23 protein-coding genes are annotated in these 17,219 nt (G+C 35.9%); 15 read left to right on the top strand and 8 right to left on the bottom strand.

Going from position 1 to position 17,219, the window contains the following annotated elements; all coding sequences use genetic code 11:
- Positions 1-48: 48 nt before the first annotated feature.
- Positions 49-393, bottom strand: coding sequence for a single-stranded DNA-binding protein (locus ASE92_RS19265; protein WP_056851748.1), 345 nt, complete (start codon positions 391-393; stop codon positions 49-51).
- A 236-nt stretch (positions 394-629) separates the two neighbouring features.
- Here ASE92_RS19265 and ASE92_RS19260 point away from each other — a divergent pair, with 236 nt between their 5' ends.
- The 11 genes from ASE92_RS19260 to ASE92_RS21615 all read left to right on the top strand — a co-directional run bounded on the left by ASE92_RS19260 (position 630) and on the right by ASE92_RS21615 (position 6,948).
- Complete coding sequence (locus tag ASE92_RS19260; RefSeq protein WP_056851747.1) at positions 630-995, top strand: hypothetical protein; 366 nt, start codon at positions 630-632, stop codon at positions 993-995.
- Positions 996-1,026: 31 nt separating this feature from the next.
- Positions 1,027-1,419, top strand: a complete 393-nt coding sequence (locus ASE92_RS19255; protein ID WP_369817438.1) for a VOC family protein — start codon at positions 1,027-1,029, stop codon at positions 1,417-1,419.
- Positions 1,420-1,540: 121 nt separating this feature from the next.
- Positions 1,541-2,113, top strand: a complete 573-nt coding sequence (locus ASE92_RS21405; protein ID WP_056851746.1) for a CPCC family cysteine-rich protein — start codon at positions 1,541-1,543, stop codon at positions 2,111-2,113.
- Positions 2,114-2,297: 184 nt separating this feature from the next.
- Positions 2,298-2,864, top strand: a complete 567-nt coding sequence (locus ASE92_RS19245) for a hypothetical protein (protein WP_157255796.1) — start codon at positions 2,298-2,300, stop codon at positions 2,862-2,864.
- 500 nt (positions 2,865-3,364) lie between these two features.
- Positions 3,365-3,583, top strand: coding sequence for a hypothetical protein (locus ASE92_RS19240; RefSeq protein ID WP_056851744.1), 219 nt, complete (start codon positions 3,365-3,367; stop codon positions 3,581-3,583).
- A 152-nt stretch (positions 3,584-3,735) separates the two neighbouring features.
- Positions 3,736-4,305 (top strand): Crp/Fnr family transcriptional regulator, encoded by a 570-nt coding sequence (locus ASE92_RS19235; protein WP_056851743.1) that lies wholly within the window; start codon positions 3,736-3,738, stop codon positions 4,303-4,305.
- Positions 4,306-4,377: 72 nt separating this feature from the next.
- Positions 4,378-5,115 (top strand): SDR family oxidoreductase, encoded by a 738-nt coding sequence (locus tag ASE92_RS19230; protein ID WP_056851742.1) that lies wholly within the window; start codon positions 4,378-4,380, stop codon positions 5,113-5,115.
- A 165-nt stretch (positions 5,116-5,280) separates the two neighbouring features.
- Complete coding sequence (locus ASE92_RS19225) at positions 5,281-5,847, top strand: DUF4256 domain-containing protein (RefSeq protein WP_056851741.1); 567 nt, start codon at positions 5,281-5,283, stop codon at positions 5,845-5,847.
- 101 nt (positions 5,848-5,948) lie between these two features.
- Positions 5,949-6,323, top strand: coding sequence for an iron chaperone (locus ASE92_RS19220; protein ID WP_056851740.1), 375 nt, complete (start codon positions 5,949-5,951; stop codon positions 6,321-6,323).
- Between the two features lie 15 nt (positions 6,324-6,338).
- A complete protein-coding gene (locus ASE92_RS21620) occupies positions 6,339-6,788 on the top strand; it encodes an alpha-ketoglutarate-dependent dioxygenase AlkB (protein ID WP_255352359.1) in 450 nt (149 codons plus the stop codon).
- On the top strand, positions 6,682-6,948 hold the full coding sequence (locus tag ASE92_RS21615; RefSeq protein WP_369817437.1) for an alpha-ketoglutarate-dependent dioxygenase AlkB: 267 nt from the start codon (positions 6,682-6,684) through the stop codon (positions 6,946-6,948). The genes ASE92_RS21620 and ASE92_RS21615 overlap by 107 nt, the downstream gene beginning before the upstream one ends.
- A gap of 59 nt (positions 6,949-7,007) precedes the next feature.
- Here ASE92_RS21615 and ASE92_RS19210 read toward each other — a convergent pair whose 3' ends face one another.
- A complete protein-coding gene (locus ASE92_RS19210; RefSeq protein ID WP_157255795.1) occupies positions 7,008-7,799 on the bottom strand; it encodes a hypothetical protein in 792 nt (263 codons plus the stop codon).
- A 137-nt stretch (positions 7,800-7,936) separates the two neighbouring features.
- On the opposite strand from ASE92_RS19210, the gene ASE92_RS19205 reads away from it, so the two are divergent.
- Positions 7,937-8,458: a GNAT family N-acetyltransferase gene (locus ASE92_RS19205; protein ID WP_056851738.1), complete on the top strand. Its 522-nt coding sequence runs from the start codon at positions 7,937-7,939 to the stop codon at positions 8,456-8,458.
- Positions 8,459-8,783: 325 nt separating this feature from the next.
- Here ASE92_RS19205 and ASE92_RS19200 read toward each other — a convergent pair whose 3' ends face one another.
- A complete protein-coding gene (locus ASE92_RS19200; RefSeq protein WP_056851737.1) occupies positions 8,784-9,323 on the bottom strand; it encodes a hypothetical protein in 540 nt (179 codons plus the stop codon).
- Between the two features lie 357 nt (positions 9,324-9,680).
- Here ASE92_RS19200 and ASE92_RS19195 point away from each other — a divergent pair, with 357 nt between their 5' ends.
- Entirely contained in the window at positions 9,681-10,079 is a 399-nt protein-coding gene (locus ASE92_RS19195; protein WP_082455125.1) for an META domain-containing protein, read from the top strand.
- A gap of 76 nt (positions 10,080-10,155) precedes the next feature.
- Positions 10,156-11,082 (top strand): YihY/virulence factor BrkB family protein, encoded by a 927-nt coding sequence (locus tag ASE92_RS19190; protein WP_056851735.1) that lies wholly within the window; start codon positions 10,156-10,158, stop codon positions 11,080-11,082.
- A gap of 48 nt (positions 11,083-11,130) precedes the next feature.
- On the opposite strand, the gene ASE92_RS19185 is transcribed toward ASE92_RS19190, so the two are convergent.
- Both ASE92_RS19185 and ASE92_RS19180 read right to left on the bottom strand, forming a co-directional pair.
- On the bottom strand, positions 11,131-11,721 hold the full coding sequence (locus ASE92_RS19185; RefSeq protein WP_056851734.1) for a porin family protein: 591 nt from the start codon (positions 11,719-11,721) through the stop codon (positions 11,131-11,133).
- Between the two features lie 21 nt (positions 11,722-11,742).
- The gene (locus ASE92_RS19180) at positions 11,743-12,039 is read right to left on the bottom strand and encodes a hypothetical protein (RefSeq protein WP_056851817.1); all 297 of its coding nucleotides are present in this window, start codon (positions 12,037-12,039) and stop codon (positions 11,743-11,745) included.
- Positions 12,040-12,153: 114 nt separating this feature from the next.
- Here ASE92_RS19180 and ASE92_RS19175 point away from each other — a divergent pair, with 114 nt between their 5' ends.
- On the top strand, positions 12,154-13,302 hold the full coding sequence (locus ASE92_RS19175; RefSeq protein WP_056851733.1) for a hypothetical protein: 1,149 nt from the start codon (positions 12,154-12,156) through the stop codon (positions 13,300-13,302).
- Here the strand turns inward: ASE92_RS19175 and ASE92_RS19170 are convergent.
- The 3 genes from ASE92_RS19170 to ASE92_RS19160 form a co-directional block, all read right to left on the bottom strand.
- Positions 13,295-13,756, bottom strand: a complete 462-nt coding sequence (locus ASE92_RS19170; RefSeq protein WP_056851732.1) for a DUF4268 domain-containing protein — start codon at positions 13,754-13,756, stop codon at positions 13,295-13,297. The two genes, ASE92_RS19175 and ASE92_RS19170, sit on opposite strands and share 8 nt — an antisense overlap.
- Positions 13,757-13,824: 68 nt before the next feature.
- Positions 13,825-16,476: a glycoside hydrolase family 78 protein gene (locus ASE92_RS19165; protein ID WP_056851731.1), complete on the bottom strand. Its 2,652-nt coding sequence runs from the start codon at positions 16,474-16,476 to the stop codon at positions 13,825-13,827.
- A gap of 153 nt (positions 16,477-16,629) precedes the next feature.
- Positions 16,630-17,217: a riboflavin synthase gene (locus ASE92_RS19160; RefSeq protein WP_056851730.1), complete on the bottom strand. Its 588-nt coding sequence runs from the start codon at positions 17,215-17,217 to the stop codon at positions 16,630-16,632.
- Between the last annotated feature and the right edge of the window lie 2 nt (positions 17,218-17,219).

Genomic DNA, 17,219 nt, shown 5'->3' with positions numbered 1-17,219 from the left:
AAACTGAAACGCCGATTTGCTAAGCTCAGCATTTCAGTTTTTTTTATGCTAATTGGCTATTTCTATTTCTTGTACTACTAACTCACTTACCACTATATCGGTGGTAAATCTTTTTGAACCATCTTTTGCTTCATAAGTTCCCGTTTGCAATCTACCTTCAACTGTAATCTTCGTTCCTTTTTTAATTTGAGCTAAAGCCAATTCTGCTTTTGCATTCCAGAAGGTAAGATTGAACCATTGCGTTTTCTTCACTTCCTCACCTGAGGAATTTTTGAAGTACTCATTAACAGCTAAGTTAACTTTTGCTAGTTTTTGATTTCCTGATAAATTTTTGAAGTCTGCATCTGCTCCTGCAAATCCGCTTAATACTACTTTGTTAATTGCAATTTCCATGATAATAAAATTTAAGTATTGATGTTTAACGAACAATAGTCACCACGACTACCGACAGAACAAAGGTGAGAAGGTGCTCAAAAATTATTCGGTTTTTAAATAATTATAGTCGGTTATAAACGCTTAAAACGGATAAATGTCAATAGACATCGACCGAAGTAGATTATTTATTTAGGTAAAATGTAATTAATTAGTATTTTTAAAACATCATCCCGTAATAAACTTAACAAATTATTATGGACCGCTCCTGTTTAGATTGTGGCAAACCTCTTGTAGGTAGGGCCGATAAAAAATTTTGCGACGATGCTTGCAGAAATAATTATAATAATCACACCAAAAGTGATGATACGATTGTAATTAAAAAAATTAACCTGATTTTAAAAAGAAATCGAACCATTTTAGCCGCACTCAATCCAAATGGCAAAGTGAAAACCATGAAAAAGAAACTGGCATCGGCTGGTTTTAACTTCGAATACCACACCCATACTTATCAAACCCAAACTGGCAATACTTATCATTTTTGTTATGAGTATGGCTTTTTATTTCTGAGCGAAGAGGAACTTCTGTTAGTAAAACGCGAAGAGAAGCTGTGGTTATCTTAAGCTCCTAATTTAATAATCAAATATTCAGATTATGGCAACAGTAAATGTTTACCTCGCTCTTGATGGCAATTGTGAAGATGCGTTCAATTTCTACCGTTCCGTTTTCGGGGGCGATTTTGCATTCATTGGCAAATTTAACGAGATGCCCCAACAGGAAGGACAACCCGCTATGAACGAAGCGGATGGCAACAAAGTGATGCATGTTATGCTTCCAATAAGTAAAGATACTTGTTTAATGGGTAGCGACACCGAGGGCAAATGGGCTGCGAGCTTTAAACAGTGCAACAATTATTCTATATCTATAAATGCAGATAGCAAAGCGGAAGCCGATAAACTTTTTGAAGGACTATCTGCGGCTGGCCAAATAACCATGCCAATGAACCATACCTTTTGGGGTGCTTATTTTGGGATGTTTACTGATTAATTGGATGGTGAATTTTGATGAGAACCCAATGTAACAAATATGGCTTACAATATTAATTTAACCGACTATAAACGTTTACAAACGCTTAAGGTGCGTGAAGGTAGATGTTAGCTACAATTTCATGAAACAACACATAGACAGAACTGAAGCGAAAGATATAATTGCAAATAATGAAGTGAAAAACTTGCCAAACGAAAGCAAGATTCAAATTCTTAAAGAGAACTATTGGTGGTTTAATGAAAAAGATACTATAAATGAGTCAATTGAAGAAGGTACTTATCCTAAAATATCAGACAATTTTATTGAATTAATACATAATACCCCAAATCCAATACTTACGAAAGAAGCTGAAATATTATTAGTTGACTATCTAACACTCAAGATGAAATTTGCAACAAATTTATATCTCCAAACTAAAATAGATATAATAAATTACAATACTAAAAATTACGTAATTGGGGAAGATGAAATTGCTGGATTATGTCCTTGTTGTGAGAATTATTCTATTGGTTATGCAGAAGACGGACTTTGGGAAATTTGTCCAGTTTGTTTTTGGGCAAATGGTGGAGATGGACCAAATCATATGACATTAGAAAAAGCAAAATCAAATTTCTTGAAATTTGGAGCTATTGATGAAAAGTTTTTAAAATACATAAACAAAGAGGCAAAAGTAAAGTACAAGAAAAAACTGTAGCTAACAAGGGTTTTGCAATAGTGGGGCGAAACTGCAAAGTTCAACGGCAGTTCTTCTGTTCAATTTTTGTACAAAATTGAAGATTTGTGCTTCGATTGCCCTACCATCGCAAAGCCCCGGGACGTTGGCAGTCTTATAGAGCGTCGCCTTCCAAACAATAAGACAAAATGAAAAAGCAAACTAAATGACGACAACAAAAAAAATATTTATTTTTTCAGGACTGACAATTGCAACCCTAATAGTAATGTTTTTTTTGTCTGTTATTGGGATTACGACAGACTTCTCATCAGACAAAATTGAAAATAGTGAGATTGCAAAATGTAAAGAATTTGTAGATATTATTGATAGAAATAAAGAATTTATCAATGACAGCATTACAAAAGATGCGGTTGGAGACGGTGCCTGTATAAGATACCGCATTGAAAATGCCAAAGACATCAATAAATTATTTTCAAAAGTTAGTATCGCTGACAAACTTAGATTAACTGAACTGATTGACAGTAAATTTTGTGAATCCGTTGAAATTGGAGAAGCCCAAAATTGTATTATGTTTCATATGAAAACATCAAGACGAGACTGGTCGGTTATTGGAAAATATAAAGAATTATTTATCATTTATGAAAAAACACCAACTTGTAATTGTAAAGACAATCCAATTGGCTACCCAAACTATCCAGAATATGTAAAAAAACTTTCTGAAAATTGGTATCAAACAAAAGTCGAAATTTCTAATCGATATTTTGGCTGTTGAAATGACATTTAATGAACCTCTAAAAAACAACGAACAGCCAACACGGGTTTTGCAATAGTGGGGCGAAACTGCAAAGTTCAACAGCAGTTCTTCGCATGAGCTTTTGTGCAAAATTGAAGATTTGCGCTTCGATTTCCCGCCCGAACGCAAAGCCCCAAAACGTTAGCGGTAATTGCAAACAAGCAAATACACAAAGCTCAGCTTGTATTCCTGCTTCGGGCCAGGGATGATCGCCAATACCAATGTCTGCATGTTAGCCATCACTTATAATCATCAATAAAAAAGTAAAAAACTGAATAAAAATGATAACAATTATGATGAAACTGTTTTGCACTTCATCTTGAATATTCTTTTGCCTGAGTGTATCTGGTCAAAACAAAGAAGAGGTGAAGATTAGTAAAAATATGAAGGAAGCATTGGCAGAACGCTATAAGAACGACAGCCATTACGCTAATATTTAAAGAGAATATTACAAAAAAGAAGAGTGGAAAAAATCTTGGGTGGGCGTAAAATATTCAGAATTAATTAATAAACGGGGTGCTCCGTCCCGGTCTTTTCCTGATGGCGATGGTGGAACAGTTTCTGTTTATGAAAACATAAGCAGTTATATTGCTGTCATTTACGAACCTGGGTATATCCAGACAGCTAGTAATGGATATGGACAAACGGTAGTGACAGGCAGTAAAAACACGATAGATAGTCGCCGGAAATGGGAATAGAAGCTATTGAAGATTAGTTCGAACATTGCTCATTAACTAATTTTTGCCCTTTCTACCTTCATAACATCATTTCACAAAACGATAATAATATCTGGCAGTCATTTTTGTCAAATGGCAATTTTTGTGAACCTTGATTTATATATCTTGCACACATGAAACAACTTTTTGATTTTATCTTGAGATTTGGCAACCTGAACCAACAACAAATCGATTTCATTGCGTCAAAATTGTTGGTGGTCGAAATCAAAAAGGATGATTATTTCTCTGAAGCTGGCAAAATTTCGCGGCAGGTAGGTTTTATTACAGAGGGTATTTTAAGAGTTTGCTATTACAACAATAAGGGCGAAGAAGTAACCAAATACTTCATTGAAGAAAACAATCTGGTGGTAGATTTGGAAAGTTTTGATAATCAGATTTGTTCCAGCGCTTACGTACAGGCAGTAACCGATTGTAAAATGATGGTGTTTGAAAGAAAAGACTGGTTAGAACTTCTACAAACCATTGTGGGTTGGGATACCATCGTACATAAAATTATTGCAAGAGCGCTGATGCTAAAAGTAGAGAGAAGAAGTCCATTGGTATCAGAAGACGGTACAACCCGTTATCTAAAATTCATGGAAATTTATCCAACTTTAGTTAACCGCGTACCGCTTTCCTATATTGCTTCCTACCTTGGCGTAACCCAATCATCACTAAGTAGAATAAGAAAAAATATACGATAGTTACTTTTTGCCAAATGGCAAATGATTTCATCACCAAAACCTGCAGCTTTACATCATCAAATTTAAAAAAAAATGAAATCAGCATTAATTACAGGAGCAAATAGAAGCATAGGATTGGAAACTGTTAAACAGTTATCTCAACAAGGAATATTTGTTTATTTAGGAAGTCGCTCCCTTCAAAAAGGAGAAGCAATAGCAAATAAACTTGCTGAAAAGGGCTTTCAAAACATTAAGGCCATCGAAATAGATGTTTTAGATACAGATTCTATTATTGCGGCTAAAGATCTTATCGAAAATGAACAGGGCAAATTGGATATTTTGATCAATAATGCCGGCATTCTCGGTGTAAGCCCACAAACAGCCACAGAAACTTCAATTTCGGAAATCAAAGATGTTTTCGATACCAATTTTTTTGGTGTGATTCAGGTTACACAAGCATTTTTAGCACTCCTTAAAAAATCGGATAGTCCGAGGATCAGCAATATTACATCCGGTCTTGGATCATTAACCCTTCATAGCGACCCAACTTGGAAATACTATCCCGTAAAAACTGCAGCATACGGCACCTCGAAAGCTGCTTTAAATGCATACACAATTGTATTGGCTTACGAGTTGAAAGACTTGCCTTTCAAAGTAAATGTAATTGATCCAGGTTATACTGCTACCGACTTTAACCATCATAATGGGCCAGGTACAGTAGAAAGTGCAGCAAGTTTTATCGTTAAACATACCCTTACCGATGAAGACGCACCAACTGGTCAGTTTTACAGTAATGATATTGAAGATGAAACAGGCATAAGCCCGTGGTAAAAATCATTCAGTAGTGTTTTTAAGTCCAATGGTAGGTGTAACTATTGGACTTTTCATTCTCATAAGTTCTCTGCATTTTTCTTCACCATCACAATTTTCCCTTTTGCACTAAAGATAATTTGACTAATTTTATTTGCAATCTAATCACTATTGCGACCAAATAAAATGAGCACCACGACTAAAAAGCTATCCGAAGAACAGCGTGACGAACTTTTTAATATTTTAAAACAACGCTTCGAAAAGAACATGAATAGACATGAAGGTTTAGCATGGGAAGATGTTAGATCGAAGCTTGATGCACAACCTGAAAAACTTTGGTCGATTGATGAAATGGAAGTTACTAGCGGTGAGCCAGATGTGATTGGTTATGACGAAGAAACTGGCGAGTTCCTTTATGTTGATTGTGCTGCTGAAAGCCCGAAAGCAAGGAGAAGTTTGTGTTACGATTCAAAGGCCTGGGAATCGAGAAAAGAAAACAAGCCACAAAACAACGCTTTAGGTATCGCTAGAGAAATGGGAATAGAATTATTAACCGAGGATCAATATCGCCGCTTACAAGAATTGGGCAATTTCGATTTAAAAACCTCCAGTTGGATTAAAACGCCTGAAGAGATCAGAAAACTTGGTGGCGCCCTATTTTGTGATAAGCGATACAACAAAGTTTTTACCTACCATAACGGAGCAGAATCATACTATGCTGCCAGAGGATTTCGTGGCTTGTTAAGGGTTTAAGTCACTTATAATTTGTCGCAACCACCAATAAAATTTGCCATTTTTACACCATCTATTTCTTTAAGATTCATTGTAATTTCCGCTATTTAATTGAGCAAAAAATGAGCAACGTTAACCCAGAAATAGACAAATACATTGCTAAATTTCCGACAGAAACCCAGGAAAAATTACAGCTAGTTAGAGAAACCATAAAGGAAGCCGCCCCAGAAGCGAAAGAAAAAATCAGCTACGCCATTCCTACCTTCGATCTGTATGGAAATCTTGTTCATTATGCAGGTTATAAAACTCACATCGGCTTTTATCCTGGAAACGGCGGGATTGAAGCTTATAAAGATGAGATTTCAATCTACAAAAGCGCAAAGGGATCAGTTCAATTTCCTCTGGATAAACCCTTACCTTTGGATTTAATTAGCAGAATAACCAAGTTTAGCGTTATCCAGAATTTGGCAAAAGCAAAGTTAAAATCTAAAAAATAAACTGAGTGGCACTTAATGGATTTATTTAATACTAAGAGCGATCCCGATCAAAATTTACTACCTCATAGTGGTACGGTAACTTATTTGGGCAAGTTATTTACGCCTGAAATTACCAACGAATATTTTAACGAGTTAATGCATACCATCGAGTGGAAAAATGACGAAGCCTTTATTATGGGCAAACATATTATTACCAAACGAAAGGTAGCTTGGTATGGCGATGAGGGTTACGCTTACACCTATTCAAATGCCACTAAACGTGCGCTTCCATGGACTAATACATTATTGAAGCTTAAAGCCATTGCAGAACAAAAAACAGGCACCAAATTTAATTCGTGCCTGTTAAACTTGTACCATAATGGCGATGAAGGAATGGCCTACCACAGCGATGATGAAAAAACTTTGGGAAAAAAATACCGCCATCGCCTCTATGAGTTTTGGTGCCGAAAGAAGATTTTTATTTAAGCATAAGCAGACCAAAGAAACCATCACTACTTTTTTGGAACACGGCAGTTTAATGGTGATGAAGGACGAAACCCAAACCTTTTGGTTACATCGCTTACCTCCGAGTAAGAAAGTAACTAAACCCCGAATCAATTTAACTTTTAGAACGATGGTTGTTTAATGAATCATCTGATAAAAAATTACTAGTTGTCTATTTCATCAGATGAAACCATTAAAAACTTAGTGTTTAAATTCTCTGATGTCTACAATGCGGTCATCATCGGGGTTTGCTTTCAAAAACGAAGTGCCGCGACTGTTTTTCTCCCAGCTATAATTTTGTTGAATCTCTCTCACCATAGTTTCAGAGTTTAACACCTTTGCAGGAACTGGTAAGGTCATGGTTTCGCCCGTTAAATAATTTACCTGGTATAAGCCTTTATCAACTGCGAAAACAAGTGTCGATTTATCAGCAGAATATAAAATGAAGTTACCCTGAATCAGTTCTGATGGATTTTGTCTTTTAATAGGATAAACCTTTCCACGCACAGTAGCCACCACAAAATCGTTATTTACCACTACCGTTGTCCGGGTGATTTCTTCCAAACCTTTGGCAAAATCTTTATCCTTGGCGCCTTTTGAAGGCATTGATAATGCTACCGCCATTGGCATGCCATCTTTAAGTGTAATGATATAGAACGGCGATATTTTTCCGGCACCATCTGCTATTTGTACCAAAACTGCAGTTTTTTGTGAATTGATAAATCGGGCGTCCTGATATTTTTTGGCCAGAGGTTTTGATCCATCTTGGATGAATAACGCAGTATCTTTTAATTTAACCGTAAAACCACCAGAGCTATCCGGATTCTTGTCGTAAACATCTTCAACAGACAAAATCTTATCCTTAAATTTGGGAAATTCATTAAAATCATCTTGATCAGCAAATGCTTTTGATGTTAGGGTTTTTTCGAGCCCTCCACCCGTACAGCCAAATAAAATAACCGACAGAAAAAGAGCAAATAGTGTGTTTTTCATAAAAAGGAATAGCTTTAATTTTTTGGCTAATTTATCATCTTTTGTTGCTTTTAAATTAAAAGCCAATGAATTAAATTTCTGATTAACAAAAAAAATACATGATTGCATTCTATTGAAAACTAACTAAATTTAGAAAAATGAGTGTTACGATAGAAACAGAAAGGCTAATTCTTCGCGAATTGCAAGAAACTGATGCACAAGGAATGTTTGACTTAGACAGCGACCCTGCCGTACATCAGTTTTTAGGCAACAAACCAGTGTTGACCCTCGAACAAAGTTTTGCCGATCTCGCCTACATTCAGCAGCAATATATTGAAAACGGCATTGGCCGTTGGGCAGTAATTGAAAAAGATTCCAATCAATTTGTAGGCTGGAGTGGTTTAAAATTAATTAAAGAAACCTATAATAACCATTTCAATTATTATGATCTCGGTTATCGTTTCATCAAGAAATTTTGGGGTAAAGGCTATGCTACTGAATCTGCTCAAGCATCGATGAAATACGGTTTTGATATCTTAAAACTAAACGAAATTATTGGTATTGCCCATACAGAAAATATAGCTTCAATAAAAGTTTTGGAAAAATTAGGCTTGCAAAAAATCAATATTTTTGATTACCATGGGAGAGCGCATCACTGGTTGAAAGCGGAAAAACCTTGAAGTTTTTAAAAATCCCTTAAAACTTTTATTCGTTATCTCGAAGATAGATTCGTTAATTCTGACTATATTAGTTTAAAACACCTTTATCTGTTATGCTGCTTTTAATCCCGTTCATTTTTATCCTGCTGGCAAGGAAAACAAATGACGCTCGGGTTGCGTATAACATGAAAGATTATGCAAGATTAAAAGTTCAACTGACCATGCTTATAATAATGGTAGTGATCGGATCAGGCCTCTTGATTTTTTTGCAACTGAGGTTTTTTAAATAAGTGGAAGGTAATTTGAACCTCCCATCTAAAAAATCTTCCTTAAGCGAATCAAATGCTTACCATTTCCAATTTAGATCTTCCTGATATTGTACATTCACTTTTTTGGCAAGCTCAATTAAATCATTCCTCAATTCGCTAACGTTATTTAGTTCGCTTTTTGGAATGATTATCCCTTCAAATTTTAATTTAATAAAGAAATAATTTTGAGTTTCATCAATGGAACTAATTTGAGCTAAAAACACATTAGATTGCCCAGCGACGCTTTCATTATGTAAGTGAGTATCCGTAACTTTCAACTTTACTTCCTTAAAGAATCTGCTCTCATACACCTTTACTTTCTTTTTATAATAGTGAAAATAATGTCTTCTCATTCTACCCGAATGAAAAAATGTAATGATTGCCAAAATACAAACAAGCACTAAAGCCATCAGCATTTCTTCTTTCCAAACGAGAAATCCAATGATAATGGAAATAATAAACAAATAGGCTAGCCAAGTTCTGATGATGATTTGCTTTAGTTTCCCTTCCTTTTTGAAGAAATACAAATTGGCCTGTAAAAAATCCTCTTCTTTTAAAATGTATTTAATGTCAATCACTGTCTTTTATTTATGATGAGCGCTTTGAAGGGTATAATTAAAAAATGTTCAAACCAACCCTTATCAGCTCAAAATTAATTAATCTCTCTATAGTTTGAAATTATCATGCAGTGAATTTTAGATATTCACTGGAACATCCACAAATTCTTTACAGCTATTCGGATTAGCAGGCTTATCATTTTCAGCCATTTGTTGGGCAACCCTAAAGCAACGACATCAACTGTAATCTTTGCGCAGTGTTGTTTCACAAATTCGTATGCTTCAAATTAGAATCCAGCTTTCTTAAACCAAACCATATCACTTTCGTAATCATGATCTTGGTTTAGTTTTTGATATCAATTTTAAAAATAAAAATCCATGAAAAATTTACTTATTTGTTGCCTGGTCGTATGCTTATTCAGTGCTTGTTTGGAAAAATTTGACCAAAATAAATTGACTCAAACCAAATGGGAACTCACTGAACTACCAGGTTTAACTTTACCAACCACCACAAAGGCAACTTTGAACTTCGGAGATAGTTTAAAAGTAACTGGCAAATCTTTTTGCAATAACTATGGCGGTAAGGCAGAGGTAGTTGATAATAAAATTATGCTTAAAAATTTATTTAGCACCAAAATGTTTTGTCAGGAAACCGATGCCGCTGAGCGTGCTTATTTACAAGCAATTAATCAGGTTAATGCCGCAAAAATTGAAAATAATCAACTTACCTTATCAAACGGTACACAAAAGCTGTTGGTTTTTAGTAAAATAGATTAGCAACATTTTAAATATTCAAAAGCCCGAAATGAACCTTTTTTAGTATTTTCGGGCTTTTAGTTTTTATATTGAAACAATGCCATTAAAAATCAACCTGGATTTTAAGTTCTTTTTTGCTACTGCTAGAAATGCTTTTTCTTTGTTTCAAAAAAACGACCCCTTACGTTTAGCAGGGGCAACCGCATTCTTCACCAACTTTGCGCTCCCTCCTATTTTGATTATTTTAATCAGGTTGTTTGGGATGTTTACCGATAGACGAATGTTGGCAACTAACCTGTTTGAGCGTTTGGCAAACATTCTTGATGATGACAGTATCCAACAAATCAGATCAACATTAAGAAACATTCGGGGAGTAGATCAAGCCTGGTACATCACCCTTTTCAGTTTTATTTTTTTTCTTTTCGTAGCTACTACTCTTTTCAACGTGATCAAGAATTCGCTGGAACAAATTTGGAACATCGGGCAAAAAGACAAAAAAGGAGTTTTAAGTACCTTAAAGTCTCGGGCAATTTCTATGACTATTATCCTATTGGCGGGCATTCTTTTTTTTATCGGCCTACTTGCCGATAGTGTTCAAGCCATTATAGGTGCCTATTTAAAAACTAATTCACCATCATTCGGATTGATTTTAACTTCAATTTTAAATCAGATTGTATTTGTAATTATCGTTACAACCTGGTTTACCATGCTATTTCGGTATTTAACTAATGGAAGGCCAACATGGAAAGCGGCATTGTCTGGTGGTTTACTTACAGGCTGCTTGTTTACAGCAGGAAAATACATTTTACGCATTTTGTTGCCGCTAAGCAACATCAGTAATATTTATGGCTCAGCAGGGTCACTCATTGTAATTATGTTGTTCGTGTTTTATTCTTCCTTAATCTTTTACTTCGGAGCATCATACATAAAGGCTTTAAGCATTGGTCGCGAAACGCCGATTATTCCTAAAAATGGGTCTTATGCCTACGAGTTAACAGAAGTGGATACAGAAAAACCGGAATAAAAAAAAAGCAAATCTCTCGATTTGCTTTCTTACATGGGATGCTTTTTACTAAAATAATCTGTAACCAAGGCCCACAGTAAACAAATTTAACTTCGTTCCTGGATAACCTGATTTGTTAATTTTTGACAAACCAAGTTCGTACCTTGCTTCCAAACTAAGCTTCTTTATATCTACTCCCGCCCCAAATTGCCAAGCTAGCGCCTGGTTTTTAAAATCGGCTTTAAATACGCTGCCCGCAGCTTGACCGAAACTTTGGTTTTCATCAATAATTAAAGAGAACATTGGCCCAGTGTTTAATCTAACGCCAATACCAGCAGCGCCGAACTTTGTACCTATTAACAAAGGCACATCTAAACTTGTGAAGCGAACTTTATTTACCTCTCCCGTTGCATCGCTAATTAAATCAGCTTTCTTGCCTGATAAGTACAGTTCTGGTTGAAAATGGATTCCCGCTGCACCAATCCTGGCCCAAACTCCTCCATAAAATCCAGCACGGTTATCACTGCTAAAAGTATTCTCCGAATCAAACTTGGAGAAGTTAGCTCCTGCTTTTAAACCAAACTGAAATGAGGGTAAAATTTGCGCACTTGCAAAAAAGCATATCAATAAGAATGCTGCTGTTAAAGATAAAAATTTCATAATAGGGATGATTTAGAGTTCTTAGCTTGTTGCGTTGTTAATAGCTTCTTGTTCTTTCAAAGCATCAACATTGTTTTTATTGCCAAAATTTTCTGTTTTGTTAGCAAAATAGTCTAAAATAGACACAATCGTATCCAAATTGTCTGCCAATCTTTGATGCATATCGCCAGCATCTTTTTCTAACCTTGTATCGCCAAGTTCAATATTATCAACTTCAATTTTACCAATCTTTTGAATAAGTGCCTGTTGCGAATTTTGTAAATCCTCAAGTTCACGCACAATCTTTTCCATTAATTCAAACTTCTTTAAAGTATTCATAGCTTTTGATTTTATACTGTTTTCTAATAAACCCATACCTGTCCATTTTGTTTTTATTCAATTTATTTGGAATTACAAAAAACAACTAATAAATTAGTTTAAAACTTTTCAAGTATGAAAAAATTCACTTTGGTTGCTGTTGGATTGCTGTTTAATATCATTGCTTTTGGTCAACAACTGGCGTTAGATAAAGACAAACTATTCGATTTCTATCAAAATCAGCGTTATGCAGAGGCTGCGGAATACCTTAAACAGAATTACGGTGAAAATACCGACGACTTGAAAGCCTTAACTCAAATGGGTTATTGTTTTTTAATGGCAGGTAATAATGTGGAGGCAGAAAAATATTATTTAAAGGCCAATTTACTGCAATCTAAAAGTTTGCCTATCCTTTTTAATCTGGCCAGCATTAATAACCGAAGAGGCAATACCGATAAAGCAAAACAGTATTATGGCGCAATTGTGGAAATTGATAGCAATAATTTTATCGTTTACAAGCTTTTGGCTAATCTGTACAACTCTAATAAAGACTCGTTAAAGCGTGTTTATTTATTAAAGGCAAATAAACTCATGCCTACTGATGGCGATGTTGCCGTAGATCTGGCAGAAGTTCATGCCCTATATCAAGATTACGGAAAAGCTTACGAGGTTTTAAATGTTGCGATTAAAGCCGATAATGAAAATTTTGTTTTACAGAGAACGAAACTGCCAATAGCTAATTATCTGAAAAAATATGATGAAGTAATTGTTGCGGGCGAAGCACTATTAAAGATTGGCCCGGACGCTGCAGTAATAAAAGATGTGGCAAAAGCTTACTACTTCACCAAAAAATATGATAAAGCAGTTGCGTTGTTTACCCAATTGGAGAAAATGCAGATGCAGAATGAAAACACTCTATACTTTACAACGCTATGTTATCGCTATTTAAAAAACTTTAAAATGGCAGCAATGTATGCGAAGAAAACAATTGATGAGGGCATTTCGCCCAATATTCCTAACTATTACGCACTATTGGGTTTGGCTTACGAAGAGAACCAGCAATACTCAATGGCAAATGCTGCTTATAAAAAAGGGCTTTTTTTTGATACCAATCCTACTTTGTATTACCGGCTTGCGATACTTTATGATACAAAGTTGAAACAGATTAAAACCGCCAAAAGTTATTATAAACTGTATTTAAAAAGCAAACCCAATGTTAGGATAGACGAGCAGGAGATTAAATTTGCAAAGGCAAGGATTGAGCAAATGGATTTAACTAAATAAGATCTTCAAAAACCGGCTTTACGTGATCCCAAAACTCATCTAAAGCAATAATACGAGGTTTAAAGAATGAAATAAGATCTGGCCAATGCTGTTGGTTGAAAACACTTACAGCGGTTAACGAAGTATAAATTTGACTTACTGTCTTGCCATAATCGTCGGTAAAATCCTTTGCCCAATCCCATTCTTCACTCATGGCATTAGTGAACATAAGTTTAAATTCTTCAAACTGCTCGAAAATCAGATGCCTGATATCAGGATCAGAATGAGTAAGCTGAATGGCAATAATCGCCTGTTTGTTGGTCACATCCATTTTAAAGAAGATGTTTTTTACACCAGTTTTGTAATTCACCCAATGTACAGTAGAACCACTCGCCGACGGAACTGGCTTCATATACTGCCCAAAGCTGATCCAAAATTGTTGCCTTAACCTCGCTGCCTCTTCTTTGCTATACATAGTAATTTTATACTGCTGCTACAATCGAAATTATCGTTTATTAAGCAATAGCCTGCAATATTAAAGCATTAATATCTGTATTCAAAATGATAATTTCCTGATCCAATTTTTTCCTTTTTATCGGTTTTCGGCAATATTACAGTAGCGGTTGAGTTGGCCGGAATAGTTACGTCTAATTTAAAAATACCATTTTCTAATGTCCACGATGATTTTACCAAACCATAAACCGTTTCCAGTTCTGCAGCTGCGCTCGATAATTTACCACCAGGTTTTGGAGCAATTAATACCTCCTTATAACCAGGATTTTCTGCAACAGGATTTATGCCTGTTATATTTTTGTACATCCAATCGCCAATGGCACCATACGCATAATGATTGAAAGAATTCATATCTGGTGTTTGAAAAGATCCATCTTGTTTAATACCGTCCCATCTTTCCCAAATGGTAGTAGCACCCATTTTTACTGGATATAACCAAGAAGGATAACTTTCTTGCATCAATAAATCGTAAGCTACGTTATCATAACCAAAACGACTTAATACATGGCATAAATATGGTGTTCCTAAAAAACCTGTGGTTAAATGGTTACCATAATCTTTAATATTTTGCACCAATCTTTCTGCCGCTTGTTTCCGGTTTTCTTCTGGTAACATATCGAATTGCAAAGCCAAAACATAGGCCGTTTGCGTATTCGAAGCCAGCTTGCCATTTGCAGTCATGTTTTCATTTACATAAGCTTGCTTAATTCTTTTCAGTAACGCTTCATATTGATTTACATCATCAGTTTTTCCCAAAACTTTTGCCGCGTTAATAAGCAGTTGCGTAGAGTGTGCGTAAAATGTTTGTGCAATCATATACTTATCCGTTACGGCTGCACGACCATCATTATCATCATTTGGCCGATAAAATAACCAATCGCCGAAGTGCGAACCCGAGTTCCATAAATCATTTTTGGCAACCGATGAAATATAATTTACCCACCTTTTCATACTGGTATATTGAGCGGTTAAAATTCCTTTATCGCCATAAGCAACATACATATCCCAGGGAACTATCGTTGCTACATCAGCCCAGCCTGCCGACCCGGCATCGCGTTTATTAAGCACATTTGGTACTACATACGGCACACTTCCATTTTCCAATTGATCTGCCGAAACGTCTTTCATCCACTTGGTAAAAAATCCGGCAACATCCATATTGTAAGCTGCTGTGGTTGCAAAAGCTTGTGCATCACCAGTCCAACCTAAACGTTCATCTCTTTGCGGACAATCGGTAGGAACATCAACAAAATTTCCTTTTTGTCCCCATTGGATATTATGTTGCAACTGATTTAACATTGTATTCGAACTGGTAAAACTGCCCGTTTGTTTCATGTCTGAATATATGGCTACTGCTGTCAGTGCATCTGTAGTTAATTCTCCAGGATAGCCATCAATTTTTACGTACCGAAACCCTTGGAAAGTAAAATGAGGCTCAAAACTTTGCGCTACATTATCTTTAAGAATATATTCGTTCGATTGCTTCGCCGAACGCAAGTTAGTGGTGTAGAAATTACCTGCTTTATCTAATACTTCGGCATGACCTAGCGTTATTTTTGTGCCTGCTGGTCCTTTGGCTTTCAATATTACCCAACCCACCATGTTCTGTCCGAAATCTACCACGCTCTCTCCCAATGGCGTTTTAAAAATTTTAATCGGTTTAAATGTTTCATGTTTTCTCACGGGAGGACCACTCATGCCCACCAATTTTACTTTATCTTTAGGAAGAATTTTTGCCGCTTTCCATAGTGCGTTTTCTTCAAAACCAACATCATCCCATCCGGGTTGCTCTTTTCGAGCATCGTAAGTTTCTCCATTATAAATATCTGATGATAAAATCGGTCCATTGGAACTTTTCCAAGTATCATCCGTTATAAAAATTTCTTTGGTTCCATCCGCATAAACAACTTCTAATTGAAAAAGTAAAGCCCTGGTATCACCGTAAAACTTACTTTGCCCTGCGAAACCTATCCTACCTTTATACCAACCATCGCCTAAAGTAACTCCAAAAGCATTTAGACCTGTTTTTACAGACTCAGTTAAATCATAAACCTGATATTGTAAATGATCCTGATAACTCGTCCACCCTGGTGCAAAATAATGGTCGCTTATTCGCTGGCCATTTAATCGAGCTTCATATAAACCTTTGGCTGTAATATAAGCGGTAGCTGTTTTTACTTTCTTGCGAATATTAAATTCCTTTCTAAGCATTGGGCTCGCTAACGAAGTATCTTTGCCATAAACAGTTATCCAATTAGAAACCCAATCTTTTTCCGTTAAACCCGTTTGAAACCATTGCACTTGCGACCATTTCGATGCATTCCCATGATTGTCTTTCACCCTCACCTGCCAAAAATATTTTGTTTTCGATTCCAGATCAGGACCAGCGTAAGTTACTAATACAGATTGATCACTCTTTTTAGTTGAAGTCCAAACTCTACTCTTGTCAATCGCTTCGTTTTTCCCTACTCTTATTTCGTAGCTGGCTTGCAATGTATTTTTAACAGCTGATTGCATCTTCCAACTAAACCTTGGTTTGGAATTATCTACGCTAAAAGGATTTACTAAATGCTCAACAGTTAAATTTTGTACGGCGATTTTTTGAGAAAAACCTTCGGCAACAGAAAAAACAAGAACTGTAAAAACAATAAAAAGGCGAGAAAATAGTATGGGTAGGCTCATATTGGATTATTTAAATTTGGCTTTGGTATTACTATAATGCAGATTAATTTAGCGGCAACTGTCCTGTACAGTTATGTATAAAAGAAAAGCCTTGGTTTAAATAACCAAGGCCAAGCTTACTAACTAAAATATTACTTTTAATCCTCTATGTTTCTACTTGTTTGCCATTAAACGGGCAACGTATTTGCCAATAATATCGAACTCCAAATTTACGGTATCGCCAACTTCAACCTGGTGTAAATTGGTATGCTCAAAAGTGTAGGGGATAATGAATACCGAAAACTCATCAACAGCGGAATTGACAACCGTTAAACTAATTCCATTTACGCAGGCAGAACCTTTTTCAACAGTCACATTTCCGGCAGAAGCATCATATTTAAACCGATACTCCCAACTTCCATCCAACTCTTCACGTTTCACGCAAACGGCAGTCTGATCTACATGGCCTTGAACAATATGCCCATCCAAACGGGCATTCATTTGCATGCAACGCTCCAGGTTAATTTTGCTACCTACCTTTAGATAACCGAGGTTGGTTTTACTTAAAGTTTCATCAATTGCAGTAACAGTATGTGTATCTTCTGTTAAGCCTACAACGGTAAGACAAACCCCATTGTGTGCTACACTCTGGTCAATTTTAAGCTCGTGGCTGATAGACGAAGAAATAGTGAAATGAATATTAGTATGATCGGTTTTGATGGCTTTTACTTCGCCCAGGTTTTCTATAATTCCAGTAAACATTA

The sequence above is a fragment of the Pedobacter sp. Leaf41 genome, from assembly GCF_001422545.1.
GTDB lineage: Bacteria > Bacteroidota > Bacteroidia > Sphingobacteriales > Sphingobacteriaceae > Pedobacter.
This window is presented reverse-complemented; position numbering and strand designations above follow the sequence as displayed.